Source organism: Zunongwangia sp. L-65, assembly GCF_056859415.1.
Window position 1 is genome coordinate 45502 of the sequence record NZ_JBSXOK010000068.1, and the last position, 26505, is coordinate 72006.

The following is a 26505-nucleotide window of genomic DNA, read 5'->3' on the forward strand; positions in this document are numbered from 1 at the left end:
TATTGAACCCCAAATCTCAAAAACTTTGCTGAAACAGATCTTAATATTGGCCTTTTTTGGACACCTATATTTGGTGCCGGGAAAGGCCTTTGCTATAATTCAGCAACCCGAAGATAAAAATAGTGCCTCTGTAAATAGTGCTCTTGGAGAAGTAAACGATGATTTTCAAGAGTATTTTTTTGAAGCTTTAAAGCAACGCGGTATTGAAAATTACGAAAAAGCAAACGAAGCTTTGCAAAAATGCCTTGCTATAAACGAGCAGAGCCCGGTGATACATTACGAAATCGCCAAAAATCATTATTCCTTAGAGGAATTTGAGCAGGCAAAAGCCTATTTTCAAAAAGCACTAGATTTAAAACCGAACGATGAAAACATTCTTAGGGAGTATTATGAGAACGAAATTGCTTCGGTAGATTATGAAAGTGCTATACAAATACTTCAGAAATTAATTAAAATCGATACTAAATACCGCGAAGACCTTGCTGATTTATATATCCTAAGTGATCGCTATGACAATGCTTTATCCCTTATTGATAGTTTAGATATACAATATGGCGAAAATGAGTATCGCACCCATTTACGTCGCCAAATTTATGCCCGTACCAATAATACAGATGCCCAGATAGCCAATTTAGAGAAAGCCATTAAAGATGATCCTAAAGAAGAGGAAAACTATCTTAACCTTATTTATGTGCTTAGTGATGAGGGTATGGAAGAGGAAGCTTTTAAAACGGCTCAACAGCTCTTAAAAGTTAGTCCCGGTTCGAGTCTGGCCCATTTGGCGCTGTATAAGTTTTATCTTAACAAAGATCAGCCAGAAGAGGCCATGCAGTCGATGCAGATGGTTTTTAAAAGCGAAGAGATCGATGCGGCTTCAAAATATAAGGTTTTAAATGATTTTTTATTATTTGTAAACCAAAATCCTCAATGGGAAAATGAGCTTATGGAAGTAAGTCAAATGCTTTCTAAGCAGGAAAACGAGCCCTCATTATATCGAAAATTGGGCGAATATTATCTTAAATCAAATAATAAAGCAGATGCCCTTCGTTATTTTGAAATGGGATTAAAAGAAGATCCGGCAAACTTCGAAATGATTAAAAACACGCTGATCCTCAGGATCGATTTAGAGCATTTTGAGAATGCGGAAAAATTAGCTTCAGAAGCTCGTGATATTTTCCCGGCACAGCCTATTTTTTATCTTTTAAATGGGGTTGCCTTAAATAAACTTAAAAATTATTCTGAAGCAGTCGAAATTCTTACTTTTGGATTGGATTTTTTAATTGAAAACCCACGGATGGAAGCCGATTTTTATCAGCAGATTTCGGTGTCTTACGCCGGGCTGGAAGATAAAGAGCGAGCGAATGAGTATAAAGCGAAAGCTATTAAAACCTTAAAAGAAGCAACTAAATGATCAAAAGAATAATATTTGCCCTTCTGTTAACGCTTAGTATTGCGGCCTGCGGAACCAAAAAAGCAGTATCTGGTTTCGAAAGAAGCAATGCAAAAGCAGCAGGTGTTATAAAGAATCATTACGATAAAGCCATACAGTTTAATACTTTGTCTGGAAAATTAAGAGCCACCTATCAGGATGCTGATAGGACCCAATCGGTAAATCTTAGTTTTAGAATGGAAAAAGACAAGGCCATTTGGATGAGTGCCAGCATTTTGGGATTCCCCATGGCCAAAGCCTATATCACTCCGCAAAAAGTGAGCTATTATGAAAAGGTAGGAAAAACCTATTTTGATGGCGATTTTAGTTTAGTAAGTCAGTGGTTAGGAACTCCTTTGGATTTTGAAAAACTTCAGAATTTGTTATTGGGTCAGGCCATTTATGATCTGCGAGAAGATGTGTATACTTTAAGTGAATCTCCAAGAGGTTTTCAATTACTTCCTAAGAAATCATCTGATGTAAAAAAGATGTTTATGTTAGATTCTGAAACCTTTAAAGCCAAGGCACAACAGTTAGCTCAGGATTCAAAAAATAGAAGTGTTACGGTAACTTACGGCGATTATCAGCGCGTTGCGGGCAGGCTTTTTCCTGAAACGATTACCATCATTGCAAATGAAGGTGGGGAAAGTACCAATATTACCCTGCAGTATCGTTCAATAGAGTTTGATGGAGAGGTAAGTTTTCCATTTAGTATTCCCTCCGGTTACGATGAAATTTCGGTAGAATGAGATTAGGCTTTTTTAAATATATTTTTTGTTTCGCTACTTTTTTAGTGGTGACCAGTTCTTTTGCTCAAAACACCCGGGAAGCTTTAGAGAAAAAAAGAATTGAACTTCGTAATGAAATCCGTCGAATTTCAGAATTAAGAACGAGTAACAAAAAGAAGGAAAAGTCGATTTTAAACGAAGTTCAGGATTTAAATCAACAAATAAAAAGTACAGAGAATTTAATAAAAGTCACTAATCAGCAGGCAAATCTTCTCACAAAGGAGATGAATGAAAATGAAGCTAAAATTGCCAAATTCAGAAAAGAGCTGGAAGAATTAAAAGCCGATTATGCCGAGATGATCAAAAAATCGTATCGTAGCAAATCGCAGCAAAGCCGAATAATGTTCTTACTTTCCTCTGAAAGCTTTTTACAGGCTTATAAACGGCTTCAATATTTAAAACAATACGCAGACTACCGTAAAAAGCAAGGTGAGCAAATAAAGACCCGTACGATGGATTTACAGCGTTTAAATAAGCGGCTTGCTTATCAAAAAGAAGAAAAGAATAAATTAATTGCCGAAAACAGGGCGACCAGGGCGCGACTGGAAGAAAATAAAAAGTCGCAACAGGAATTAATGAAAACCATTACGGCAAAAGAAAGCCAGTTCGCATCACAAATTAGAAAGACGCAACAAGAAATTGATGAAATAGAGCGTAAAATCGATGCCATGATTAAAGCTTCGATTGCAGAAACCAATAAAAAATCGGGTTCTTCCAAACGTGATGTATTCGAACTTACTCCTGAAGCAAAAGCCTTGGCGAAAGACTTTGCCAGTAATAAAGGGAAACTCCCCTGGCCAGTAGCGACGGGTACAGTAAGTATGAAGTTTGGTAAACAGCCCCATCCGGTAGTAAGTAATATTACTATAAACAATAGTGGAGTAAATATCGATACCGATAAAGGCGGAAAAGCCAGAGCCGTTTTTGAGGGCACCGTTAGTGAGGTACAGATTTTAAAAGGAGCTAACAAAGCCGTTATGCTTAGGCATGGTGATTATATCACCATTTACGATAATCTTGAAGAAGTTTATGTGCGTAAAGGTGATTATGTGAGTACAGGCCAGGATTTGGGAGTGGTGGCTACCAGTAAAAGTTCCGGAAAAACAACGCTTCATTTTTTAATCTTCCAAAATACCAAAAAGTATAATCCAGAAAGTTGGATTTTAAAACGCTAGTTTTTAGTTGTTAACGCAACCTTTTTAGTAAATTGCATCTTACTGTTGTAATTTATAGTTATGAAAAATAAATACTCGGTAGTCGCGATTAAATGCGCCGAGGCTTGCCTTAAGGTCGTTTATTTTTTTGCGACGATTGCTTTTATTCATCTTTTTGGTTCGTGCAATAGCGACGATGTATTGGTTACCGAAAATAAACGAATGGCTGTTTTTGCCACTGTTTTAGATTCTAAGAATGTAGCTTTACCAGATATTCCAGTAAATGTTACGACCAATGCTTTTGAAGATTATAATATACTGGGAGCATCCCGCAGTAAAGCAGGCGGTAGCGTAGATTTTGTTTCTTTGGTTTCTTATAACCGGGGTGTAGCTATTAATTTTAATCCGGTTTCTTCAGCAGTTTATAATCCTAATTTTATCACCGTGAGTTATATCGATCCCAGGGAAATTGTGGATAGGGAACAACGTATTGATCTGGATGTGGTAAAGCTAAGTAGGGTACAGGATGTAAATGTTTCTATCAGCCTTTTATCACAGACCAGTAATCTAGTTGTAAAAATTCAATATTATAAAAGTACACAGTCTTTTGCCTTAAATCAAAACATCGATCCTTTACTAATTCCTGAAAATATCACTAGTAATTACCTAAAATTGGATGAAGAAAACCCAACTTTTGAAAATTCATGGAAATTGCCGGTTGGTTCGCCCATCAAATTTTTTTATAAGATAGAAGATGAGATTCAAAAAGATACTACAATAACAGTAAATGCCACAACCAATAGTATTGACTTAGAATTTTAAATCGAAGAGCTTATTTTTTATTGATTTCCATCATAAATTTTTCAGATGAAAAACATATTGCTTTTAGCCATAATATTAAGTTTCTCTTTAGCAAACGCACAGCAGGATCTGTATTTACCAAACCCGCATCGAAACTGGTACGAGCCTGAAGATCCCGAAACCGTATTTTTTGGATTATCAACTTATTTTCCTATTGGCTTAAGCCATTCTAGTTTAGGTAATGATTATGAATTAAATGCCGGGATTCAACTTGAAGTTAATGTTTTTATCACCCCTCAATTTGTAGCCGGAGTGTATGGAAAATGGCATGAAGGAGAAGTAAGTAATATTGAAAAAATTGGAAATATAAGTGAAACCAATTTTAGTGAATATGGGGTAAGCCTGGGATATTATCAGGCCATAAATCGAGAATTTAACTATCTTATTACAGCAAATATTGGAGGTTTATCCCTAAGGAATAGTGTTCCCTTTTCTCCCGGTTCCTTTCGTGAAAACGGAACCAGTTATAAATTAGGAGGAGAATTAGGGTATAGGTTTAATCAAACTATAGCAGTTTTTGCTAGAGTTTCCCCATATTATTTAAATCTTGATATTAATAATGCAGCTTATATGGATTATTTAAATAAGCATTTTTTAGTAGATGTTGGTTTTGGCTTACGGGTTCACTTACATAATCCAAACGGATAATTTTAAATAGCGAAGCCTTACTTGGTAAATAAAGCTTTAAGCTCGGTAGCATCATTGGGTTGCATTTTACCGGCAAGAACAAGGCTAAGTTGTTTTCTTCTTAAGGCAGCTGCGTACCGTTCTTTTTCCAGGTCGGTTTCCGGTTCTAATGGAGGGACGGGAACCGGAGCTCCGGTTTCGTCTACCGCAACAAACGTGTATATTGCTTCATTTGCTTTACTTCTAAGCCCGCTTTCTCGATCTTCTACCCATACATCTATAAAAATTTCCATAGACGATTTAAATGCCCTTGAAACGACTGCTTCAACTGTCACTACACTTCCTAAAGGGATCGCTTTATTAAAAGCTACATGATTAACAGAAGCGGTCACTACAATACGTCTACTATGTCTTCTGGCGGCGATACTGGCAGCACGATCCATACGAGCTAACAATTCCCCTCCAAATAAATTGTTTAAGGGATTAGTCTCGCTTGGTAAAACAAGATCGGTTAATGTAGTTCTAGAATCTTTTGGGTATTTAGAATTCATATTTGCCAATTTTTGGCAATAATAGTGAGCTTTTAGATAAATATCACTAAAAAAAGATTAAAGTTCCTCTACCAGTAACCAGGCGGCCTGGTTTTCTCGTTTTAATTTATTTAATGCGTTTACCGCATCGCGCCTTGTTTGATGACTGGAAAAAACCACTTGATGAAGTCCGTATTTATTGGCGCCTATAAGTCGGGCCTTATAACCTTCTTCTTTAAGCTCTTCTACTTTTTTCTCTGCATTCTCTTCCACTCTAAAGGCTCCCGCAACCAGGTGAAAATTACCAGGTTGTTTTTCAACCTTAAATGTGATAGCGGGTAACGGATTATCGATTACAAAAGTAGCTTCGTGAATTTGTTGCTGTAACTTGTCTTCAGCTTCCTGTTGTTCAGCAATATTATGCTCGGCAACCTGATTGCTGTAGATATTTAAACCTGCAATACCCGATAAACCTAAAGCAAGAATTCCTACCGCAGCATATTTAAGAAATGCAGCTTTACGGTTTCTTCGTTCAGGAGTAAAGTGAATTGGTGCTTTCTCTTCGATTTTCTGAACCTGAGATTTGTAGACTTCACGCTGAATTTTTGTGGAATGAACCACATCCAGGCCAAAAGAATCGGCCAGGTAATTTACTTTGTTAAAAGGTTCAAACTGAAGGGTATAATCTTCAGAAACAGTAAAAGCACCAATATTGGCAATCTCGGCTATTTGCTGCTCTTTCAAAGCATTCTCCAACTGATGTACAAAATCTGCAATTTTATTGAGCGCTGTAGTGTAGTTAATACTTTCAGCATCTGCGATATAATTAGCTAACAATCCGTCGTTTTTTACTAATTGACGGTTAAAGGATACAGTCTTCTTTGGCGGATAAAGACTATTAGTTGCTGTATCGATAAAAGCAGACTCTCTTTGAGATAGAAATGCACCAAATCCCGGTACGATAACACACTCGTAGCGGTAAAGTAAATCCTGTATGTAGTTAGCTATTTTCATAATTGCAAAAATAATACGAATGTGAAGTATATAAAAATAGCCAAACAATTTTTATTAACAAATCTTTTTTTGCGTAATTTTAGTTGAAAGTTTTGGCATGGATATTAACGATTTAAGATATGTGCTGGCATTGCAAAGAGCACCAAATCTGGGAGATAGGAGTGCAAAAAAACTTATTGCGAGACTGGGCAGTGCAGAGGCAATTTTTAAAGAAAAGAGACAAAGTTTATTGAAAATTGAAGGGATAGGCGAGCTTAAACTCCAGGCGTTGTTTGATCCGGCAAACTTTGAAGCGGCAGAGAAGGAAATTGAATTTATCAAAAATGAGCATTTAGAAACCCATTATTTCTTAGATGAGAACTATCCTGAAAAATTAAAACATTGCCATGATTCTCCTATTATATTGTTCTCCCGAGGAAATATTCAGCTTAATAATCGCCGAATTGTAAGTGTTGTTGGAACGCGAAAGATCACAAGTGCCGGAAAAACATTTGTGACACAATTTATTGAGGAATTGAGTCCGCTTAATCCTATAATTGTTTCGGGGTTTGCTTATGGAGTGGATATTGCTGCGCATCGGGCAGCCATCGATTGTAACTTGCAAACCATAGGTTGTTTAGCACATGGTTTAGACCAGATTTATCCCAAACTACATGCTAAGTATGTAGATGATGTTTTAAAAAACGGTGGCTTTTTTAGTGATTTTTGGAGTAGTGATAAATTTGATCGGAATAACTTTTTAAAACGAAACCGAATTATCGCAGGTTTAAGTGAGGCTACCGTAGTTATTGAAAGTGCTGAAAAAGGCGGTAGTCTGGTCACTGCGGATATTGCAAATTCATATAACAGGGAAGTTTTTGCTGTGCCGGGTAGACCAGGTGATAAATATAGCAAAGGCTGTAATGAACTTATTAAATTGAATAAAGCTCATTTACTGGGTAGTGCAGCCGATTTGGTATATATGCTAGATTGGAAATTACATGAAGATGTTAAACCGGTACAGCAGCAATTATTTGTAGAATTGGATGAAGAAGAGCAGCAAATATATGACCTGCTAAAAGAAAAAGGAAAATCACAGTTAGACGCGATAGCACTTTATTGTGATTTTCCAACTTTTAAAACTGCCTCAATTTTATTAAATATGGAACTTAAAGGGGCGATTAGGCCTTTACCAGGTAAATTATTTGAAGCCATTTAGAATGTTTTCCCGATAATCGAGATGAAATTTTCCGATCCCATCGCGATGGGATCGGAAAATAATATTCTAAAAAGTACCTCATGAGCTTGCCCAGAGGTGTTTACTAATATCCTAATTTTTCGCGAACACGTTTTAAAACATCTTTAGCCACAGTTGTTGCTTTTTCTTTACCAATAGCTAAGGCTTTATCTACCTCTTCAAGATTATTGATATAGTATTCGTATTTTTCCCGTGGCTCAGCAAAAGTTTCTTTTACCAGCTCAAATAAGGCCTGCTTCGCGTGTCCGTAGCCAAAACCACCGGCTTCATATTTTTGGCGTAGTTCTGCTGTTTGCGCTTCAGATCCTAATAATTTATAAATGTTGAATACATTACAGGTATCCGGGTTTTTTGGTTCTTCAAGCGGCGTACTATCGGTTTGGATACCCATAATTTGCTTTCTGAGTTTTTTATCGGTCTGAAAGATATTAACGGTATTATCTTTCGATTTACTCATTTTAGAACCATCAGTACCAGGAACATACAAAATATTCTCTTCTACTTTAGCTTCGGGTATTACAAAGGTTTCTCCCATTTTAGCGTGAAAACGAGAGGCTACATCTCTGGTAATTTCTAAGTGTTGTAACTGGTCTTTTCCCACCGGCACAATTTCAGCATCATATAAAAGAATATCAGCTGCCATAAGCATAGGATACGTGAAAAGCCCAGCATTAACGTCCTCTAAACGATCGGCCTTATCTTTAAATGAATGGGCTAACGTAAGGCGTTGATAAGGAAAAAAACAGCTTAAATACCAGGAAAGTTCACTGGCTTGCGGGATATCACTTTGTCTGTAGAAAACGGTTTTTTCGATATCAATACCGCAGGCAAGCCATGTTGCAGCCACAGAGTAGGTGTTGTTCCTTAACGTCTCAGCATCTTTAATTTGTGTTAGAGAATGCATATCCGCAATGAAAATGAATGAATCATTCTCTGGGCTGTTCGCCATTTTGATAGCAGGCATAATTGCCCCCAGTAAATTTCCTAAATGAGGAGTTCCTGTACTTTGTACTCCCGTTAGTATTCTAGACATGTACTTATTAAATTTTTATACAAAGGTACTTTTTTTGTGGAATTCACTTGATTGTATTTACTACTTTTGAAACCTATGCGATTTTTTAAAAATATTGCTATTGCGTTATGGAGAATATGGTTCTATGTATTACTCGTGGTACCTATTATCCTTATGCTTCCTATTCTAATTGTTTTTACCTCCTCAGAGCGATTTTATCCTCAGTTTTTCTTTTGTGCTAGGATGTGGGCAAAATTCATCATTTTTGGGATGGGTTTTTACCGGCGTACTCAGGGTAGCCACAAATTGGATAAAAATGGAAGTTATATGTTCGTAGCCAATCATTATTCGATGTTGGATATCATGTTGATGTTGGCCACCGTTAACCATCCTTTTGTATTCGTAGGTAAGAAAGAGCTGGCGAAAATTCCTATTTTCGGATTTTTCTACCGTAAAACCTGCATTTTGGTAGATCGTAAAAGTCAGCAAAGCCGCCAGGCGGTTTTTAACGAGGCCCAACGACGCTTAAAACAGGGGAATAGCATTTGTATTTTTCCTGAAGGTGGTGTACCCGACGATGAAAATATCATTTTAGATGAATTTAAAGAAGGGGCTTTTAAATTGGCGATCGATCATCAAATTCCTGTCGCGCCGTTAACGTTTCATGATACCAAGAAGCGCTTTTCGTATACTTTCTTATCGGGTAGTCCCGGTAAATTACGTGTTACTATCCATGATTTTATTCCTACAAAAGGAAAAACTCAGCAGGATCGAAAAGAACTTAAAGATAAAACCCATGAGATTATTTATGAAGAGCTAAAAAGTCCTAGTCTATAATACCTAGTTTAAGTATTTAGTTGGCTTGAATTTTTCTCATTCAAATTCATTTCATAAAAGAGATTTTAAATCTGGATTATCGAGTTAAAATTCAAAACTAAAACCGGTATAAACTCCAAAGAAATAGGGATTAACTCCATTTGTATTGCTAAAACTGTTTAACTGGTATTTAAAAGTAGGTTCTAAATTCAGTCTAAATTTATCATTTAGCTGATAATCTATACCCATCCCGATATTAGTGGTGAAACTAAGGCTTTCCAAATTGTTGGATTCTCCAAGTTCTATAGTCCCGTTTTGGCCGTTAACGCTAACCGAGTTTTCATCTAAAAACAAGCTACTGGCACCCCCGATTAATTTTAAGCCAATTTTTTTATCGATTAGATTGTATTCTATTTCTACCGGAACTTCAATATACCCAAAATTCTGGCTCAAAGAACCGTTTTCTCTAGGCATATTTAAGCTGGGAACAAATCCATTTTCTTGACCGTCAAAAACTGGACTTGCAGGGGAGTTTTTAGAATTACTTGCAATTCTTATGTTCTCGCTTCCGGTATCGTAGTTAATGCTCGCCAGACTGCTGGAAGCTATAGCGTAATTATAAGCGATATCACGGGTTTGATAATTCATGCTTACCTTATTGATCCCAGATCGAATTTTTACTTTTTCTGACACTGCATAGGCCACCTTAACACCGTATGCCATGGTTACTTCGCTACTGGTCTGATTAGATGCAAAAGAAGGATCTATAGGGTTTCCACTTCCTAAATTATCGTAATAAACCGGCGCTGCAAATGGAGAAATACTTACTTTACCCTTTTTAGAAGGTGTTTTTACTTCTTCTGAAGTTGCTTCCTGGTTTTTCTCTTTTTCGAAAAGCGCCACGGCATTTTCATAGTCCTCATCGGCTATTGTTTTGACAGAATCAATAGCGGTAATCTGATCTTCCCCGGTTTTATTTACCAAGGAGATAACGTCAGTTGATTTACTTTGATTTTCGGTAGCTTTATCTTCATTTTTATGATCAAGATGAGCTAAATCCTGTTCGTTTTTTGACTGATGAGAAGTGATATTCGATGACTTTATGTTTGTTTTTTCTGAAGCTGAATTATTAGAGGGTGTATCGCTACCAGAAATAGTTGTTGATGTCTGGTTGGCCACAGCACCTGAAGGTATTAAGGCATCATGCCTCTGTTCAGCTTTTTTAGTTGTTTTACTAGAATTTTTAGACGTTTCAGTGATTTTTTCTAATGTTTTATTAGCTGTATTTAAAATAGAATCCGAAGGTGTTTTAATACTGGGGAGTTGGGATTCTTCGATATCAAATGTGATTTGGGGTTCAGTAAAATTTGCGGGACTGTTTTGTAAAAAATATACACCGGCCAGAATAATGGCCAAAACAGCTGCAACACCACCCAGTTTGTACCAGAGTGGTAGGATTACAGGTTTTTTCTCTTGTTTTTCCTGTAATTTTTCTGCGATATTTTTCCAGACGTCCTCTTTGGGAGTGTGTTCAAAATCTTTGAACTTCTCCTGAAAAAGTCGGTCTATATTCTTTTTCTCTTTCATAGGGTTTTTGCAGAAGAATTATGTTGATTACTTTCTATGCTTTCTTTTAATAAACTACGCGCTCTCGATAAATTTGATTTAGAAGTTCCTTCAGATATTTGTAGTATTCCGGCAATTTCTTTGTGGGAATAACCGTCTAAAACATACATATTAAAAACTTCGCGATAACGCTGTGGTAACTGTTGTACTATGCTAAGCAGAAAATCCAGCGGTAGTGAAGATTCTTCGTACTCTACCGTTGTTTCTTCTATTTGATCTTCGTTTGATATGCTATATAATTTTTCTTTTCTGTATTTCTGTAAAGTAGTATTTATCATTATGCGTTTCATCCAACCTTCAAAAGAACCCTGATGTTTGTATTGACCAATTTTATCAAAAATGGTCAAAAAGCCATCCTGCAGGTTATCTTCGGCCTGTGCATAGCTATCAGAATACTTTAGGCACAGGCCAAACATTTTACCGGCATATAAGCGGTACAGTTCTTCCTGTGCCTTAATATCATTTTGCTTACATCTTTTTATGAGCTTTTCTAGCGACAAAAAGTTATGTTTGGTTTAGTTGGTTTTACTCGATAATCGAGGTTAAGTGCTTCGATGCTTCAAAATTAAAAGCAATTTTTTAACGCAAGCCTTATGGTAATCTCTTATTAGACTCTATTCCTGTGTTGGTTCTTCGTTTTCTTCAGGTTTTCCAACAGGAACGGTGATATCCAGATACTTTGCTTCTTCGTTTTCTTCTCCGATCCAAAAATGAAAAATATATTCGGTATTCTCATTTCCGGTAATCACAATATCTTTTAATGTTCTTTCCTGCTCGGTGGCCTCATCACAATCTGTCCTGTCCAGGTATCTTGCGGTAACCGCAAAAACATAAATATCCCGTACATTACCATTAATCTCTCTGTTTATGTCAAAGCCATAAAATTGCTCACATCCGTTTGCCGGCATGTAATTAATGGGAAAATTATAAATTTCACCGGTCTCAAAATAATCCGGCAATTGGGCATCTGTAATTTCAGCTAAGCTAAGTGATAGGGATGAACCATCATCATCTATCGAGCATCCGCTTAGGGTACAGATACATGCTAAAATTAATACTATTCTTTTCATTAAGCTAAACAATTATTTTTTAGTGTTTTGTATTATCTAGATACATTAGGATTTAAAAGGTTGCGTACCCTAAATAAAAAAAAGCTGAAATTTTAAAACTTCAGCTTTTAATATAAAAACTACTATTGTATTTCCATTAGCTTACTCTGTAGTTTCTTCGGGGGTGTCCTCTGGTTCCCCAACTAATATATCTCTTGTTAAATATTTAGCAGTATTATCTGTATTTGTTCCACTCAAAAAGTTAAACCGAATCACCTCGTATTGATCAGAATTTAATTTAAAATTTTCTGTCCAATTGGTAGTTTTGATAAGTCCGGTGTCTGTACAATTTGCCACATTATTAGGATCGTAGGAAACGATGGCGTTTACATAAAATTCGAATATAGAATCGTGCTCCTGGTATGGTCTTCCATTATATTCAAAGCTGCTAAAAGTATTGCAATCGCTACCGATATCGTAAGTGATATCAATTTCGTATTCTTCATCAACGATAAAATATGCCGGTAATGTCGCATCCAGGATTTCAACATAGGTGTACGAAATACCTGGGCCATCATCATCGATATTACAGGCAGCAAAGCTAAAAGCTATGCTTAGGACTAGTATAATTTTCTTCATTTTAATTAAGGCTTTTATTATAGATGGTTATTTTTAAAAAGGTTGCGTGTTTAAAACAAAAAAGCTGAAATTTTTTAAAATTCCAGCTTTTTATAACTATTATTGGTTCTATTAATTTACTCTGCAGGTTCTTCAGGTGTTGCTTCTGGTTCTCCTACGGGTACATCTACCGTTAAAAATTCATATTTATTAGTTGCAGAATTAATTCCGTTTACAAAGCGAAATCTAACGCTCTTATAGCGATCCTCATTTGACGTAACTTTACTTAAGTTAAAATCATTCTGAAGAATGGATTTTGTTTGTGTTAAACTTCCTTCTTCGTTACATTCTGTAACATTAGGATCGTATGAAGTTAAGGCGACTATATCAACAACTAATGTGTCTTCAGCATCTTCCATTTCGTAAAATTGCCCATTAAAATCTACAAATTTATGACAGGCATCAGGTAATTCAAAAGTAGCTTTTAAGTCGTAAGTTTCAGAATATTCAATAAAAGCCGGCAAATTATGTCCTGTGATTTTAGCATATTGATAAGCTATGCTTGGCCCATCATCATCATTACAACTAATTAAACTTACTGCAAGAGCCAGAAATAAAATTAAACTGGTTTTTTTCATTTTGTTTTTGGGTTTTGTTTTTTTGTAGATGAATCATTCTGTTAAAGGTTGCGTAGAAAATGCATAAAAAAATCCCCTACCTGGGGATTTTTTATAACAAAATGGTTTATAATAACTTAAGATTCTTCCTTGGCCACTTTAATGGCGTCTTTTATTTTAACTTCTAACTCATCCATTAAATCTGGATTGTCTTTTAAAATAGTTTTTACCGCATCACGACCCTGACCAAGTTTAGTGTCTTCGTAGCTAAACCAAGATCCACTTTTCTTAATGATTTCGTAGTCTACGCCTATATCGATAATTTCACCAATTTTAGAAACTCCTTCCCCATACATAATATCGAACTCAGCGGTCTTAAACGGTGGAGCTACTTTATTCTTAACCACTTTAACTCTGGTTTTATTACCCATTACTTCACTACTGCTATTTTTAATTTGCGTAGAACGTCTAATATCTAAACGTACAGAAGCATAGAATTTTAGCGCATTACCACCTGTAGTCGTTTCTGGGTTTCCAAACATTACCCCAATTTTCTCACGAAGCTGGTTAATGAAGATAACGGTACAGTTGGTTTTACTGATCGTTGAGGTTAATTTTCTAAGTGCCTGAGACATTAAACGGGCATGAAGCCCCATTTTTGAATCGCCCATTTCTCCTTCGATCTCACTTTTTGGTGTTAATGCCGCGACCGAGTCGATTACAATAATATCAATAGCTCCAGATCTAATCAAATTATCTGTAATTTCTAAAGCCTGTTCTCCATTATCTGGCTGAGAAATAATTAAGTTTTCAATATCAATACCTAGTTTTTCAGCATAAAAACGATCAAAAGCATGTTCGGCATCAATAAAAGCGGCGATCCCGCCACTCTTTTGTGCTTCAGCAATAGCATGTAACGTAAGTGTAGTCTTACCAGAAGATTCTGGTCCGTAAATTTCAATAATTCGCCCTCTTGGATAACCACCTACGCCTAAAGCAAGGTCCAAACCTAAAGAACCGGTAGAAATCGAAGGGATATTTTCAATTGCCTGATCTCCCATTTTCATTACCGTTCCTTTCCCATAGGTTTTATCCATTTTATCAAGGGTAAGTTTCAGTGCTTTTAGTTTTGCGTCTTTTTCTTTATCGTTACTCATTTTTATTCTCCTTTTTTTGCAAGTTGCTAAATTACTATAAGTTTTACTAGGTCACAATTTTAAATGCTCAGGATTATCCACTCTGCGATTTTTCTTCAAAAAGACTTAAATAATTTATCGATTTTGAAGGCTAAACTTCGAAAGTTTGGAGGTGTTTAAATGTAACCAATAATTGAAAGATATGTATCTTTGCACCCCATAATTTTATTAAAAATGACGAGTACAGGAAAGATAGAACTTATGGCGCCGGCCGGGAATTTTGAGTCTTTGCAGGCGGCATTGGATAATGGCGCTGATTCCATTTATTTTGGAGTAGAACAGCTGAATATGCGAGCCAGGGCAAGTATAAATTTTACACTAAATGATTTGCCAGAGATCGCTAAGCGTTGTGAAGCTAAGCGAGTACGTACTTATCTAACACTAAACACAATTATTTATGATCACGATCTTTCGATTGTAAAAACCTTACTCGATAAAGCAAAAGCTGCAAACTTAACTGCAGTTATTGCTATGGACCAGGCGGTTATTGCTTATGCCAGACAGATAGGTATGGAGGTTCATATTTCTACCCAAATTAATATTACCAATATCGAAACGGTTAAATTTTATGCCCTTTTTGCCGATACGATGGTGTTAAGTAGGGAATTGAGCTTACGGCAGGTAAAGAAAATTTGTGATCAGATAGAAAAAGAACAAATAAAAGGGCCTTCTGGAAACTTAGTTGAAATCGAAATTTTTGGTCACGGAGCTTTATGTATGGCGGTTTCAGGAAAATGCTATTTAAGTTTGCACTCTCATAATTCTTCTGCTAATCGTGGTGCATGTAAGCAAAATTGCCGAAAAAAATATACGGTGATCGATCAGGAAAGTGGTTTTGAAGTAGAATTGGATAATGAGTATATGATGTCTCCAAAAGATCTTTGCACCTTAGATTTCTTGGATCAGGTAATAGATGCAGGAACAAAGGTTTTGAAAATTGAAGGTCGTGGACGAGCACCAGAATATGTTGCCAAAGTAATCAAAACTTATCGTGAAGCTATTGATGCCTATTATGAGGAAACCTACTCCAAAGAAAAAGTTGGCATCTGGATGGAAGAGCTAAAGAAAGTATATAATCGTGGATTTTGGAGTGGCTACTATTTAGGTCAAAAACTGGGGGAATGGAGTGATGGCTCAGGATCGCACGCCACTCAAAAGAAAGTATATGTAGGTAAAGGAATGCACTATTTTCCTAAAGCTAATATAGGTGAGTTTAAGATCGAAGCCTACGATATCAAATTGGGCGATACACTTTTAATCACCGGGCCAACCACCGGTGCGCAGGAAGTAGAACTTTCTGAAATGCTGGTTAACGAAGAGCAATTGGAGACAGCATCAAAAGGGGATTCCTGTACTATAAAATTACCTTTTAGAATAAGAAACTCAGACAAACTATATAAAATAGTTAAGGCCTAATGGTAGTAGTAACTTTACAGCGGGATAAATGTATAGGTTGTAATTATTGTGTAGAGATGGCACCTTCAGAATTTCAGATGTCTAAGAAAGATGGGAAGAGTGTTTTATTACATTCTAAAGAAAAAAAGGGCTTTTATACCCTTAAATCCCACGATGATAGTATCTTTGCCGAATGTTTGCAGGCTCAAAATGCCTGTCCGGTAAAAATAATTACCGCTAAAAAACTATAATATTTCTTTAATTCTTAAAATTAGTATAGCATGCAACTGTACAATAAACTAAGCGCTAAAGAAAGAGAAGCATTGATCGAGGAAGCCGGTGAAGACAGGCTTACGCTCTCTTTTTATGCCTACGCAAAAATAGGCAACCCTAAACTTTTTAGAGATCATCTTTTTGTTGCCTGGAATTCGATGGATGTGCTGGGAAGAATCTATGTAGCCCACGAGGGGATAAATGCCCAGCTTTCTGTTCCTGCTAAAAGATTCAATGAATTCAAAGAATTTATAGATAACATTTACTTTTTAGAAGGATGCCGACTTAACATTGCGATCGAGCAGGATTCAAAATCTTTCCTGAAATTAAAAGTGAAAGTTCGGGATAAAATTGTGGCCGATGGCTTAAATGATGCAAGTTTCGATGTCACCAATAAAGGTATTCACGTAGATGCCGCCACTTTTAACCAATTATTAGATGATCCCAATACGGTTTGTGTGGATATGAGAAACCACTATGAAAGTGAAATTGGTCATTTTCAGGGGGCGGTTACTCCAGATGTGGATACCTTTAGGGATTCTTTGCCAATTATAGAGAAAGATCTTGAACAACACAAAGAAGATAAAAACCTGTTGATGTACTGTACCGGTGGAATTCGTTGTGAAAAAGCGAGTGCATATTATAAGCATCGCGGTTTTCAAAACGTTTATCAATTAGAAGGCGGAATCATAGAATATGCCCGACAGGTGAAAAACCAACAGTTAGAGAACAAATTTATTGGTAAAAACTTTGTGTTTGATCATCGTCGATCAGAGCGAATTAGCGACGATGTGATCGCCCATTGCCACCAATGCGGAAAAGCCTGTGATACCCACGTAAATTGTGCAAATGAAGCATGTCACTTACTTTTTATCCAATGTGAAGAATGTGCCATGGAAATGAATAATTGTTGTAGCGAAGATTGTATGAAGGTAAACGCCCTTCCCTATGAAGAGCAAAAAGAGCTTAGAAAGGGAAAGCGAAATAGTAATAAAATTTTTAAAAAAGGCCGCTCTGAAGTTTTAAAATATAAGAGTTAAGCCTGAGTTCTATCTGGTGATGCCAATTAATATTGGTATCTTTACTGTTTAAGAACTTATTTATGAACCTAAAGGAGCGTAATTATAAAGCCGAATTTTTGAAATAGACCTTTGAGGTGCCGGGATTTAGAAGTGAGATGATGGTCGGTATATCGGGTGATTTTTAAAAATGAGATTCGGTTTTTTAGTACTCCTTATCAAGATATAAAACATTTATGGCGTGTAGCAGTTGCTCTACCGATAAAGACGGTAAGCCTAAAGGATGTAAAAGTAATGGAACCTGCGGAACAGATAGTTGTAATAAACTTACGGTTTTTGACTGGCTCTCTAATATGTCCCTTCCAAACGGAGTAGAACCTTTTGACTGTGTTGAAGTACGTTTTAAAAACGGCAGAAAACATTTCTTTAAAAATACTGAGAATCTTAGCCTAAGTATGGGCGATGTGGTAGCTACCGAAGCTTCACCAGGCCACGATGTAGGTATGGTGAGTCTTACCGGGGAACTGGTAAGAATCCAGATGAAAAAGAAAAAAGTCACTCCAGATAGTGAGGAAGTTTTAAAAATTTATCGCAAGGCCACCCAGAAGGATATTGAAGTTTGGGAAGAAGCCCGTGCTCGAGAAGAAAAGATTAAGACCCGTGCCAGGGAAATCGCTATTCGATTAAACCTTAGCATGAAGATTAGCGATATCGAATTTCAGGGTGATGCTTCAAAAGCAACCTTTTATTATACTGCAGATGATCGTGTAGATTTTAGGCAGCTGATCAAAGAATTTGCCCGAGAGTTTAATACCCGTATAGAAATGCGCCAGATAGGCCTTCGCCAGGAAGCAGCAAGACTTGGAGGTATAGGTTCTTGTGGGCGAGAATTATGTTGTTCTACCTGGTTAACAGATTTTAGATCTGTAAGTACCAGTGCGGCAAGATATCAGCAATTGTCTTTAAACCCGCAAAAACTTGCTGGCCAGTGTGGGAAGCTAAAATGTTGTCTTAATTACGAATTAGATACCTATCTGGAATCCCTTAAAACTTTTCCCAAGTCAGATATCAAACTTCATACAAAAAAAGGTACCGCGGTATGTCAGAAAATCGATATTTTTAAAGGCTTTTTATGGTATGCTTATGAAGGTGAATGGATGACGTGGCATAAACTCACCGTAGATCAGGCAAATCAAATTATTGAAGCGAATAAAAAAAGGGAAAGTATCGGCAGCCTGGAAGAGTTTGAAGTGATGCTTCAAATGGAGGAAGAACAACCCGATTTTAACAATGTTGTTGGTCAGGATAGTCTAACAAGGTTCGATAATCCACATCCTAAAAAGAAACGTAGAAATAAAAAAAGAAGAAAGAAAAATAAACCATCTTCCTCGAGAAATGAGAAGTAATTTTATTTTGATTTTAGCTATTTCAAGCCTGTGTTTTTGGAGTTGTGATTCCAAAATGGTTTATGATGAATATAAATCTGTAAATCAATGGAATAAAGATTCGATTGTTTCGTTTGATATAGGAGAATTAGATTCTTTAAAAGCATACAATTTATTTATAAATATTAGGAATAACAGCGAGTTTAAGTACAGCAACCTGTATTTGATTACTGAAATTCAGTTCCCAAAGGGAAAAGTAATTAGTGATACCTTAGAATACGAAATGGCTAGACCAGATGGAGAATGGCTTGGTACGGGATTTGGTGATGTAAAGGAAAATAAACTTTGGTATAAAGAACATGTCAGGTTTACAGAATCCGGGGAATATCGGGTAAATATTAGGCACGCCATGAGAAAAAATGGTGAGGTAAATGGAATACAAAATTTAGACGGCATCACAGATGTTGGTTTCAGAATAGAAAAAACGACACAGAATAATTAGAGCAAATGGCTGAATCTCGTAAAAAGCAAACTAAACCTAAGCAAAGTAATCGTAAGTATATCATTGGTTTCTGGACCCTTTTTGGTGTTGGGTTTCTGGCGGTTATCTTCTTCTTTTTATTAGCAGGATGGGGTGTTTTTGGTAAAATGCCCACTTTTGAAGAATTAGAAAACCCGGAAACCAACCTTGCAACCGAGCTAATTTCTTCAGATGGGGAAACTTTAGGTAAATATTACAGGGAAAATCGTACACCAATAAAATATGACGACCTTCCTCAGCATCTAGTGCAGGCGCTGGTAGCTACAGAAGATGAACGTTTTTATAAACACGCCGGTATCGATGCACGTGGTACGGTACGTGCAGCAGTTTATCTTGGAGCCAAAGGTGGAGCAAGTACTATTACTCAGCAGTTATCAAAGCAGTTATTTACAGAGGACTTTTCTACCGATAATACTTTTGAGCGCGTACTTCAGAAAATGAAAGAATGGGTAATTGCTACTCGTTTAGAAAGACAATACACCAAGGAAGAGATTATTACCATGTATTTGAACAAATACGACTTCCTTTATCAGGCGGTGGGCGTTCGTTCAGCTTCCCGAATTTATTTCGATAAAGAACCCAAAGATCTGAAACCTGAAGAGTCTGCCGTGTTAGTAGCAATGCTTAAAAATTCGGCATTATATAATCCGGTACGTCGCCCCGATTTAGTAGAGAATCGAAGAAATCAGGTTTTTGTACAGATGTATAAAAATGGTTTTTTAACCGAGCAACAAAAGGATTCTTTGCAACAAACAGAGATGAAAATAACTTTTTCTCCTGAAGGTCACGACGATGGAATTGCTACTTATTTTAGAGAATATACGCGACAATTTTTAACAGACTGGATTGAAGAAAATCCCAAGCCAGATGGTGAAAAATATAACCTGTATCGCGATGGTTTAAAAGTATACACCAGTATCGACTCTAAAATGCAGGAATATGCCGAAGATGCGGTAACAAAGCATTTAGCTCATATTCAGCAGGAATTCGACCGTCAGAATAAAAATAATAGAACATCTCCTTTTAGGGATATCGATCAAAGTATGATCGATAATATCATTAACGGATCTATAAAAAGATCGGCCAGGTATAGCAAAATGAAAAGGGAAGGGAAGTCTGAAGAAGAAATTTTAGCTTCTTTTGATGAGCCTCGTGAAATGCGTATTTTTTCCTGGAAAGGTGATATTGATACTACAATGACACCAAGAGATTCTATTAGATATTATAAGTCCTTTCTACAGGCGGGCTTAATGTCTATGGATCCTACAACCGGTGAAGTAAAAGCATGGGTAGGGGGTACAAACTTTAAACACTTTAAGTACGATCACGTAAAGCAGGGGAAACGTCAGGTAGGTTCAACCTTTAAACCTTTTGTATATGCGACCGCAATCGATCAGCTTAAAATGTCGCCTTGTGATACACTGCCACTAAACAGGTTTACCATTCCGGCGGGTAAATACGGTAATATTAAAGACTGGTCTCCAAGAAATTCAGGAAGTGGTGACGATGTATATTCCGGCATGATGAGCTTAAAAGAAGCTTTGGCAAATTCAGTCAATACCGTTACCGCAAGGATAATCGATAAAACAACTCCGGGTAACGTAATAAGTCTAATTTCAAAATTAGGAATAGATACTGAAGGTTTCCCAACCGGGCCTGCTATTGCTCTTGGAACCGCAGATATTAGCCTATATGAAATGGTATCGGCTTACAGCACTTTTGCAAATAAAGGTGTTCGTGTAAAGCCAGTGCTTATTACTCGTATCGAAGATAAAAACGGAACTGTTTTATTCCAAAATGTACCAGAGACTTACGATGTAATGAGTGAAGAAGCGGCTTATGTTACTGTAAACCTAATGGAAGGAGTAACACGCTATGGTTCGGGAGCAAGGTTAAGAGGAACTGGAAGGGAAGTCCGTTTAGATTACCAAAGAGCAGTTACAGGATATCCTTATGATTTTAAAAATCCAATTGCAGGAAAAACGGGAACAACACAAAACCAAAGTGATGGTTGGTTTATGGGTATGGTACCTAATCTGGTAACCGGAGTTTGGGTTGGTGCCGAAGATCGTGCCGTGCATTTCCCGGGAATTACTTATGGACAGGGAGCAACAATGGCCTTACCTGTTTGGGGAATGTATATGAAAAGTGTCTATGCAAACGAGGATTTAAATATCTCTCAGGATGACTTTGAAAGACCAGAGAATTTATCGATCTCGGTAGATTGTGCTACTTACGGAAAATCTAATAATCCAGATAGTGGAGCAGTAGAAGAACTGGATTTCTAAAAATATCTACAGCGATTTTTACCCTAGATTATTCACGACAACTAAAAGCTCAGATGGTGTATTCGATCTGGGCTTTTTTATGCTTTCTTCGGAAGAGAAAAATAGTTGTTTCCAATTTTAAATGTGTGGAATGAATCATAATAAGTTATATCTCCCCTTAACTTGATTAAAGGTCTTATCTCCAAGATTTTCTTTCTCAATAGAATATGAGATTCCGGATCAAGTCTGGAATGACAAAAATATCAAGGTATTACAAATTACAGATTAAAGATATTCAATTATGAATATCACATAATTTATTAAGGACTTTTTAAAATATTGTAATTATCTTGAAATTTCTCTATTTTTAAAGGAAAATAGCAATTAATGATTAGTAAAACAGTAAATAACGTTGCAGAAGCTTTAGAAGGGGTTCATGATGGGATGACGTTTATGCTTGGTGGTTTTGGGTTAAGCGGAATTCCGGAGAATGCCATTTCAGAATTAGTGCGGTTAAACATTAAGAATTTAACCTGTATTTCCAATAATGCCGGTGTTGATGATTTTGGATTGGGGCTTTTACTTCAGAAGAAACAAATTGATAAAATGGTGTCTTCTTATGTAGGCGAAAATGCTGAATTTGAACGACAAATGTTAAGCGAAGAGCTGGAAGTCGAGTTAATTCCGCAGGGAACATTAGCAGCGCGATGCCAGGCAGCACAACAGGGATTCCCGGCAATTTATACGCCTGCCGGTTATGGAACCGAGGTTGCCCTTGGAAAGGAAACCAGAGAGTTTGATGGTAAAATGTATGTTTTGGAGGAAGCCTTTAAGGCCGATTTTGCCTTTATCAAAGCATGGAAAGGCGATAAGGTGGGGAATCTGATTTTTAAGGGAACTGCCAGAAATTTTAATCCGGTGATGTGCGGTGCTGCAAAAGTTACAGTTGTTGAGGTAGAAGAACTGGTAGAGCCAGGCGAACTGGATCCTAATTTTATCCATATTCCCGGAATATTTGTACAACGTATTTTTGAAGGTAAAAATTACGAAAAGCGAATCGAGAAAAGAACGGTAAGAGAAAGATAATATGATGATAAGATAATGCGAAAATGTGCTAATACGTTGATGAAATTGGAGTACAGAAAAGAAAATATTATTTTAAAAATATCCGTCGAGTTCGCTCTAGGGATAATCGATTCTGAACAACTAAAAGTGCATAAGCATTATGAGATTGCTTCTCAACTTATAAGAAGTGGTACTTCGATTGGAGCAAATATTTGGGAAGCACAATCTTCAGAAAGCCGAAAAGATTTTGGGCATAAGCTAAAAATAGCTGACAAGGAAGCAAAGGAAGTTGAATACTGGCTTTTACTTTGTAAGTCTTCAGAACATATTAAAAATTATGATGAAGAATTGGACGGAAGATTACTTTCAATTCAAAAACTTCTTAGTCGAATAATTTCAACAAATAAAAGCAGAGGATAATTTAATTGTCAAATTATCACATCATCAAATCAACACATTAACACATTAAACAATGTTAGACAAAAACGGAATAGCACAACGTATCGCAAAAGAGGTAAAGGACGGGTTTTATGTAAACCTGGGGATTGGAATCCCAACTTTGGTAGCCAATTTTGTGCGTGATGATATACAGGTAGAATTTCAGAGTGAAAATGGGATTTTGGGGATGGGCCCTTTTCCATTAGAAGGAGAAGAAGATGCCGATTTAATTAATGCAGGTAAACAAACCATTACCGCGCTACCGGGAGCAAGTTTCTTCGATTCAGCTTTAAGCTTTGGGATGATTCGGGGAAAGCATGTAGATCTTACAATTTTGGGTGCTATGGAAGTTGCTGAAAATGGAGATATTGCGAACTGGAAAATTCCCGGAAAAATGGTAAAAGGTATGGGAGGCGCGATGGATTTAGTAGCTTCTGCAGAGAATATCATTGTCGCTATGATGCATACGAATAGAGCCGGAGCATCGAAATTGCTTAAAAAATGTACACTTCCTTTAACCGGAGTAGGCTGTGTTACTAAAATTGTGACCAATCTGGCCGTGATTGAAGTAACCGAAGACGGCTTTAAACTTTTAGAAAGAGCTCCGGGAGTAAGTGTAGACGAAATTAGAGCCGCAACGGAAGGTGAACTTGTTGTTGATGGAGAAATCCCTGAGATGAAATTATAAGGGAACAGTACTGATTTCTGAATCTTTTAGAAGAGCTTCCTGTTTTAAACGCAAAAGGATTTGTGCGATTGCGACCACATCGCGTTCACAATACTTAATAATGCGATGGACATCATTTTCATTATAAAAAACCTCATAAACCTGTGAACCTTCAATATCGTTTTTAGGGGAAGGAATGCCAAGCACGTTGGTAAGTAATTTTAGTGAAGTGAAATGTTTATAATCCCCAAAACGCCAAAGTTCCATAGTGTCCAGATGCGGAATTTCCCAGGGTTTTCTACCTATACTGTTTAATTTTTCAGGAAGCACGATATTATGGATAATCATTCGTCGGGCAATAAACGGGAAATCAAATTCTTTTCCGTTATGAGCGCAAAGCAAATGATAAGGCTTACTAAAATGTTCATTTAAAAGACTGCTGAAATCGATTAAAATCGACTTTTCTTCGCCCCAAAAAGTTTTAAGTCGGAAATTCCGTATCCCATCTTTGAGACTTAAAAATCCAACTGAAATACATACAATTTTACCAAACTCCGCCCAAATTCCAGCTCGAGGATAAAAATCAGCCGGAGAATGCTCATCTTTCCTAATATATTTTGTTTTTTCCGTCCATAGTTGCTGTTTAGTTTCATCCAAATCCTCAAAAGAAGCATATTCAGGGACGGTTTCAATATCCAGAAACAAAACATGTTCTATATTAAGTTTTTGAAGTTCCATGTGTTCTGATTTTCAGAATTTTAAGTTATACTTTTGTTTTCTAAAATCAAAATCTACTTTTTTAATTACTAATTGGTATTAATTATCTTTTTGCTAGCTAAGCCCTTATTTAAATCTTGATTATCCGATAAAATTAGGGATCTAAGGCTTAAATTTGTGGACAAATCATCTTTGTAAAAGAAAATAATGTATAAACCTATGAAGAAATTAATGCTGGTTATGAGCTTAGTGTTTAGTGGTACTTTTGTATTTGGGCAAAAAACAATGACACCCGAAAAATTATGGCAGGTAGAACGAATTAGTGTTTTAGGACTAGATAAAAATGGGGAACAGTTATTCTATAAAGTTTCGATCCCTAATATCGAAGAGAATGATTATACGTCTAAATATTATCAGATTCCTGCAGAGGGTGGTACCGCAAAAGAAATTAGCAAAGAAGAAGTTGCGGTGGCTCATGATAGAAATATTTCTCCCAATGACGAGTACAAACTTTTTAATAAAGAAGTTCATATCGAAGATGTACAATCCAAAGATATTTATAAGAATTTAGACAAGTCTGATGCGTATGTATATTCAGATTTAGATATTCGTCACTGGGACACCTGGCAAAACGGAAATTACTCGCATGTATTCTATAAAAAAGTTGGGGAAGAAGACAGTGAAGGAATAGATATTATGCCTGATGAGCCCTATTACACCCCACAGAAACCTTTTGGGGGTGAAGAGGATTATTGTTGGTCTCCAGACGGTAAAAGTATTTATTACGTATCTAAAAAGCTAAAAGGTAAAGATTACGCGATAAGCACAAATACCGATATTTATAAGTACAACCTGGAAACAAAAGAAACCGAAAATATCACTGAAGAGAATAAAGGGTATGATACCAATCCTGCTTTTTCTTCTGAAGGTGCTTTAGCCTGGTTGCAAATGAAAACAGATGGATATGAAGCTGATAAAAATGATATTGTTGTTTTAGAAAATGGCGTAAAACAAAACCTTACGGCCAATTGGGACGGGACGGTAAATAGCTTTTTATGGGCTAAAAACGGAGAGGAGATTTATTTCACTGCCCCGGTAGATGGAACTATTCAGTTATTCAAAGTGAATTATCCTGGTAAAAAGCGCATTGCAGCTGTAGTAGAACAGCTTTCTGAAGGGCAATTTGATGTCACCGGTATTATTGCTGAAAAGAAAAAAGAGCTTTTGGTTACCCGTACGGATATGAATCATGCAGCAGAAGTGTTTCGCTTCAACTTAAAGAAGAAAACTTTTGAGCAGGTAACTAATGTAAATACCGAATTGTATGCTGCCTTAGATCTGCCGAAAGTAGAAAAACGTTACGTAAGTACTACCGATGGTAAGAAGATGCTGGTTTGGGTAATTTTACCTCCTGATTTTGATGCTTCCAAAAAATATCCAACATTATTATATGCACAGGGCGGTCCACAATCAGCTTTATCACAGTTTTATTCTTTTCGCTGGAATTTTCAGCTAATGGCATCACAGGGTTATATTGTAGTGGCACCCAATCGTCGCGGTATGCCGGGCCATGGTGTAGCATGGAATGAAGATATTAGCAAAGACTGGGGTGGCCAGGTGATGGACGATTATTTATCGGCTATCGATGAAATCGCTAAAGAACCCTATGTAGATAACGACCGTTTAGGAGCAGTTGGTGCTAGTTACGGTGGTTATTCGGTGTTTTATTTAGCCGGAATTCATAATAACCGATTTAAAACATTTATAGCCCATGATGGTGTTTTTGATACACGAAGCATGTACGGAACTACCGAAGAATTATTTTTTGTAAACCATGACTTTGGTGGACCGTATTGGGAAAAAGAGAATGCCGATGCACAAAAGGCCTATAACGAGTTTAACCCGATTACGAAAGTAGCCAATTGGGATACGCCAATTTTAATCTATCAGGGCGGCAAAGATTATCGTGTACCGATAGAGCAAGGTTTAGGTGCTTATCAAGCCGCACAATTGCTTGGTTTAAAAAGTAGATTAGTGTATTTTCCAGATGAAAACCACTGGGTATTGCAACCACAAAACGCTTTAGTTTGGCAAAACGAGTTTTTTAAATGGTTAAAAGAAACCCTTTAAAATTAAATAAAATCGATCTGAAAAAGCTTTGCAA

The 26505-nt window shown here is 36.7% G+C and carries 27 protein-coding genes; 17 read left to right on the forward strand and 10 right to left on the reverse strand.

Annotated elements, in window-relative coordinates:
• The first annotated feature begins 25 nt into the window (after positions 1 to 25).
• Genes AC13DP_RS13455 through AC13DP_RS13475 form a run of 5 tightly spaced genes read left to right on the forward strand, consistent with a single transcriptional unit; the run spans position 26 to position 4880 of the window.
• Positions 26 to 1411 carry a tetratricopeptide repeat protein gene (locus tag AC13DP_RS13455; protein WP_347406054.1) on the forward strand — a complete coding sequence of 462 codons (1386 nt, stop codon included), beginning with the start codon at positions 26 to 28 and terminating at the stop codon, positions 1409 to 1411.
• On the forward strand, positions 1408 to 2178 hold the full coding sequence (lolB1, locus tag AC13DP_RS13460; protein ID WP_483067952.1) for a lipoprotein insertase outer membrane protein LolB1: 771 nt from the start codon (positions 1408 to 1410) through the stop codon (positions 2176 to 2178). The genes AC13DP_RS13455 and lolB1 overlap by 4 nt, the downstream gene beginning before the upstream one ends.
• The gene (locus AC13DP_RS13465; RefSeq protein WP_483067953.1) at positions 2175 to 3392 is read left to right on the forward strand and encodes a murein hydrolase activator EnvC family protein; all 1218 of its coding nucleotides are present in this window, start codon (positions 2175 to 2177) and stop codon (positions 3390 to 3392) included. The genes lolB1 and AC13DP_RS13465 overlap by 4 nt, the downstream gene beginning before the upstream one ends.
• A gap of 60 nt (positions 3393 to 3452) precedes the next feature.
• Positions 3453 to 4193, forward strand: a complete 741-nt coding sequence (locus tag AC13DP_RS13470) for a hypothetical protein (RefSeq protein ID WP_347406057.1) — start codon at positions 3453 to 3455, stop codon at positions 4191 to 4193.
• A 45-nt stretch (positions 4194 to 4238) separates the two neighbouring features.
• Positions 4239 to 4880 carry a hypothetical protein gene (locus AC13DP_RS13475; protein ID WP_347406058.1) on the forward strand — a complete coding sequence of 214 codons (642 nt, stop codon included), beginning with the start codon at positions 4239 to 4241 and terminating at the stop codon, positions 4878 to 4880.
• A 17-nt stretch (positions 4881 to 4897) separates the two neighbouring features.
• Here the strand turns inward: AC13DP_RS13475 and AC13DP_RS13480 are convergent, their stop codons facing one another.
• Positions 4898 to 5410: an acyl-CoA thioesterase gene (locus AC13DP_RS13480; protein ID WP_013069592.1), complete on the reverse strand. Its 513-nt coding sequence runs from the start codon at positions 5408 to 5410 to the stop codon at positions 4898 to 4900.
• A 57-nt stretch (positions 5411 to 5467) separates the two neighbouring features.
• Positions 5468 to 6403: an HU domain-containing protein gene (locus AC13DP_RS13485; RefSeq protein WP_347406059.1), complete on the reverse strand. Its 936-nt coding sequence runs from the start codon at positions 6401 to 6403 to the stop codon at positions 5468 to 5470.
• 97 nt (positions 6404 to 6500) lie between these two features.
• Between AC13DP_RS13485 and dprA the strand changes: the two genes are divergently transcribed.
• Entirely contained in the window at positions 6501 to 7601 is a 1101-nt protein-coding gene (gene dprA / locus AC13DP_RS13490) for a DNA-processing protein DprA (RefSeq protein WP_347406060.1), read from the forward strand.
• Positions 7602 to 7704: 103 nt separating this feature from the next.
• Here the strand turns inward: dprA and trpS are convergent, their stop codons facing one another.
• Entirely contained in the window at positions 7705 to 8673 is a 969-nt protein-coding gene (gene trpS, locus AC13DP_RS13495; protein WP_013069595.1) for a tryptophan--tRNA ligase, read from the reverse strand.
• A 75-nt stretch (positions 8674 to 8748) separates the two neighbouring features.
• Here trpS and AC13DP_RS13500 point away from each other — a divergent pair, with 75 nt between their 5' ends.
• Positions 8749 to 9489, forward strand: a complete 741-nt coding sequence (locus AC13DP_RS13500) for a lysophospholipid acyltransferase family protein (protein ID WP_041578433.1) — start codon at positions 8749 to 8751, stop codon at positions 9487 to 9489.
• Positions 9490 to 9573: 84 nt separating this feature from the next.
• On the opposite strand, the gene AC13DP_RS13505 is transcribed toward AC13DP_RS13500, so the two are convergent.
• The 6 genes from AC13DP_RS13505 to recA form a co-directional block, all read right to left on the reverse strand.
• Positions 9574 to 11055, reverse strand: coding sequence for a PorT family protein (locus AC13DP_RS13505; RefSeq protein ID WP_228252040.1), 1482 nt, complete (start codon positions 11053 to 11055; stop codon positions 9574 to 9576).
• Positions 11052 to 11594 carry an RNA polymerase sigma factor gene (locus tag AC13DP_RS13510; RefSeq protein ID WP_013069598.1) on the reverse strand — a complete coding sequence of 181 codons (543 nt, stop codon included), beginning with the start codon at positions 11592 to 11594 and terminating at the stop codon, positions 11052 to 11054. The genes AC13DP_RS13505 and AC13DP_RS13510 overlap by 4 nt, the downstream gene beginning before the upstream one ends.
• Positions 11595 to 11708: 114 nt before the next feature.
• The gene (locus tag AC13DP_RS13515) at positions 11709 to 12164 is read right to left on the reverse strand and encodes a hypothetical protein (RefSeq protein ID WP_013069599.1); all 456 of its coding nucleotides are present in this window, start codon (positions 12162 to 12164) and stop codon (positions 11709 to 11711) included.
• Between the two features lie 141 nt (positions 12165 to 12305).
• Positions 12306 to 12782: a hypothetical protein gene (locus tag AC13DP_RS13520; protein ID WP_347406061.1), complete on the reverse strand. Its 477-nt coding sequence runs from the start codon at positions 12780 to 12782 to the stop codon at positions 12306 to 12308.
• Positions 12783 to 12898: 116 nt separating this feature from the next.
• Positions 12899 to 13399, reverse strand: coding sequence for a hypothetical protein (locus AC13DP_RS13525; protein WP_228252042.1), 501 nt, complete (start codon positions 13397 to 13399; stop codon positions 12899 to 12901).
• A gap of 116 nt (positions 13400 to 13515) precedes the next feature.
• Positions 13516 to 14535, reverse strand: a complete 1020-nt coding sequence (gene recA, locus AC13DP_RS13530) for a recombinase RecA (RefSeq protein WP_347406062.1) — start codon at positions 14533 to 14535, stop codon at positions 13516 to 13518.
• Positions 14536 to 14748: 213 nt separating this feature from the next.
• On the opposite strand from recA, the gene AC13DP_RS13535 reads away from it, so the two are divergent.
• The 9 genes from AC13DP_RS13535 (at position 14749) to AC13DP_RS13575 (ending at position 23645) form a co-directional block, all read left to right on the forward strand.
• The gene (locus AC13DP_RS13535; RefSeq protein WP_347406063.1) at positions 14749 to 15990 is read left to right on the forward strand and encodes a peptidase U32 family protein; all 1242 of its coding nucleotides are present in this window, start codon (positions 14749 to 14751) and stop codon (positions 15988 to 15990) included.
• Positions 15990 to 16220: a ferredoxin gene (locus tag AC13DP_RS13540; protein WP_249600137.1), complete on the forward strand. Its 231-nt coding sequence runs from the start codon at positions 15990 to 15992 to the stop codon at positions 16218 to 16220. The genes AC13DP_RS13535 and AC13DP_RS13540 overlap by 1 nt, the downstream gene beginning before the upstream one ends.
• A gap of 30 nt (positions 16221 to 16250) precedes the next feature.
• A complete protein-coding gene (gene trhO, locus AC13DP_RS13545; RefSeq protein WP_347406064.1) occupies positions 16251 to 17282 on the forward strand; it encodes an oxygen-dependent tRNA uridine(34) hydroxylase TrhO in 1032 nt (343 codons plus the stop codon).
• A 215-nt stretch (positions 17283 to 17497) separates the two neighbouring features.
• Positions 17498 to 18667 carry a PSP1 domain-containing protein gene (locus AC13DP_RS13550; RefSeq protein ID WP_013069606.1) on the forward strand — a complete coding sequence of 390 codons (1170 nt, stop codon included), beginning with the start codon at positions 17498 to 17500 and terminating at the stop codon, positions 18665 to 18667.
• Positions 18657 to 19148, forward strand: coding sequence for a gliding motility lipoprotein GldH (locus AC13DP_RS13555; protein WP_228252046.1), 492 nt, complete (start codon positions 18657 to 18659; stop codon positions 19146 to 19148). The genes AC13DP_RS13550 and AC13DP_RS13555 overlap by 11 nt, the downstream gene beginning before the upstream one ends.
• 5 nt (positions 19149 to 19153) lie before the next feature.
• The gene (locus AC13DP_RS13560; protein WP_347406065.1) at positions 19154 to 21475 is read left to right on the forward strand and encodes a penicillin-binding protein 1A; all 2322 of its coding nucleotides are present in this window, start codon (positions 19154 to 19156) and stop codon (positions 21473 to 21475) included.
• Positions 21476 to 21841: 366 nt separating this feature from the next.
• A complete protein-coding gene (locus tag AC13DP_RS13565; protein ID WP_347406066.1) occupies positions 21842 to 22540 on the forward strand; it encodes a CoA transferase subunit A in 699 nt (232 codons plus the stop codon).
• 39 nt (positions 22541 to 22579) lie between these two features.
• The gene (locus tag AC13DP_RS13570; protein ID WP_483067954.1) at positions 22580 to 22939 is read left to right on the forward strand and encodes a four helix bundle protein; all 360 of its coding nucleotides are present in this window, start codon (positions 22580 to 22582) and stop codon (positions 22937 to 22939) included.
• Between the two features lie 52 nt (positions 22940 to 22991).
• Complete coding sequence (locus AC13DP_RS13575; RefSeq protein ID WP_228252049.1) at positions 22992 to 23645, forward strand: CoA transferase subunit B; 654 nt, start codon at positions 22992 to 22994, stop codon at positions 23643 to 23645.
• On the opposite strand, the gene AC13DP_RS13580 is transcribed toward AC13DP_RS13575, so the two are convergent.
• Entirely contained in the window at positions 23640 to 24362 is a 723-nt protein-coding gene (locus AC13DP_RS13580; protein ID WP_483067955.1) for a 3'-5' exonuclease, read from the reverse strand. The two genes, AC13DP_RS13575 and AC13DP_RS13580, sit on opposite strands and share 6 nt — an antisense overlap.
• Before the next feature lie 198 nt (positions 24363 to 24560).
• Between AC13DP_RS13580 and AC13DP_RS13585 the strand changes: the two genes are divergently transcribed.
• Positions 24561 to 26471 (forward strand): S9 family peptidase, encoded by a 1911-nt coding sequence (locus AC13DP_RS13585; protein ID WP_483067956.1) that lies wholly within the window; start codon positions 24561 to 24563, stop codon positions 26469 to 26471.
• The last annotated feature ends 34 nt before the right edge of the window (positions 26472 to 26505 follow it).

Excerpts from the sequence above, each read along its gene's own strand:
- AC13DP_RS13520 (WP_347406061.1), bottom strand. The coding sequence starts at position 12,782 with ATGAAGAAAATTATACTAGTCCTAAGCATAGCTTTTAGCTTTGCTGCC.
- AC13DP_RS13565 (WP_347406066.1), top strand. The coding sequence starts at position 21,842 with ATGATTAGTAAAACAGTAAATAACGTTGCAGAAGCTTTAGAAGGGGTT.
- AC13DP_RS13560 (WP_347406065.1), top strand. The coding sequence starts at position 19,154 with ATGGCTGAATCTCGTAAAAAGCAAACTAAACCTAAGCAAAGTAATCGT.
- AC13DP_RS13540 (WP_249600137.1), top strand. The coding sequence starts at position 15,990 with ATGGTAGTAGTAACTTTACAGCGGGATAAATGTATAGGTTGTAATTAT.
- AC13DP_RS13475 (WP_347406058.1), top strand. The coding sequence starts at position 4,239 with ATGAAAAACATATTGCTTTTAGCCATAATATTAAGTTTCTCTTTAGCA.
- AC13DP_RS13465 (WP_483067953.1), top strand. The coding sequence starts at position 2,175 with ATGAGATTAGGCTTTTTTAAATATATTTTTTGTTTCGCTACTTTTTTA.
- AC13DP_RS13535 (WP_347406063.1), top strand. The coding sequence starts at position 14,749 with ATGACGAGTACAGGAAAGATAGAACTTATGGCGCCGGCCGGGAATTTT.
- trpS (WP_013069595.1), bottom strand. The coding sequence starts at position 8,673 with ATGTCTAGAATACTAACGGGAGTACAAAGTACAGGAACTCCTCATTTA.
- AC13DP_RS13480 (WP_013069592.1), bottom strand. The coding sequence starts at position 5,410 with ATGAATTCTAAATACCCAAAAGATTCTAGAACTACATTAACCGATCTT.
- AC13DP_RS13585 (WP_483067956.1), top strand. The coding sequence starts at position 24,561 with ATGAAGAAATTAATGCTGGTTATGAGCTTAGTGTTTAGTGGTACTTTT.
- trhO (WP_347406064.1), top strand. The coding sequence starts at position 16,251 with ATGCAACTGTACAATAAACTAAGCGCTAAAGAAAGAGAAGCATTGATC.
- AC13DP_RS13505 (WP_228252040.1), bottom strand. The coding sequence starts at position 11,055 with ATGAAAGAGAAAAAGAATATAGACCGACTTTTTCAGGAGAAGTTCAAA.
- AC13DP_RS13485 (WP_347406059.1), bottom strand. The coding sequence starts at position 6,403 with ATGAAAATAGCTAACTACATACAGGATTTACTTTACCGCTACGAGTGT.
- recA (WP_347406062.1), bottom strand. The coding sequence starts at position 14,535 with ATGAGTAACGATAAAGAAAAAGACGCAAAACTAAAAGCACTGAAACTT.
- AC13DP_RS13470 (WP_347406057.1), top strand. The coding sequence starts at position 3,453 with ATGAAAAATAAATACTCGGTAGTCGCGATTAAATGCGCCGAGGCTTGC.
- AC13DP_RS13555 (WP_228252046.1), top strand. The coding sequence starts at position 18,657 with ATGAGAAGTAATTTTATTTTGATTTTAGCTATTTCAAGCCTGTGTTTT.
- AC13DP_RS13580 (WP_483067955.1), bottom strand. The coding sequence starts at position 24,362 with ATGGAACTTCAAAAACTTAATATAGAACATGTTTTGTTTCTGGATATT.
- AC13DP_RS13570 (WP_483067954.1), top strand. The coding sequence starts at position 22,580 with ATGAAATTGGAGTACAGAAAAGAAAATATTATTTTAAAAATATCCGTC.
- AC13DP_RS13575 (WP_228252049.1), top strand. The coding sequence starts at position 22,992 with ATGTTAGACAAAAACGGAATAGCACAACGTATCGCAAAAGAGGTAAAG.
- dprA (WP_347406060.1), top strand. The coding sequence starts at position 6,501 with ATGGATATTAACGATTTAAGATATGTGCTGGCATTGCAAAGAGCACCA.
- AC13DP_RS13550 (WP_013069606.1), top strand. The coding sequence starts at position 17,498 with ATGGCGTGTAGCAGTTGCTCTACCGATAAAGACGGTAAGCCTAAAGGA.
- AC13DP_RS13500 (WP_041578433.1), top strand. The coding sequence starts at position 8,749 with ATGCGATTTTTTAAAAATATTGCTATTGCGTTATGGAGAATATGGTTC.
- AC13DP_RS13525 (WP_228252042.1), bottom strand. The coding sequence starts at position 13,399 with ATGAAAAAAACCAGTTTAATTTTATTTCTGGCTCTTGCAGTAAGTTTA.
- lolB1 (WP_483067952.1), top strand. The coding sequence starts at position 1,408 with ATGATCAAAAGAATAATATTTGCCCTTCTGTTAACGCTTAGTATTGCG.
- AC13DP_RS13515 (WP_013069599.1), bottom strand. The coding sequence starts at position 12,164 with ATGAAAAGAATAGTATTAATTTTAGCATGTATCTGTACCCTAAGCGGA.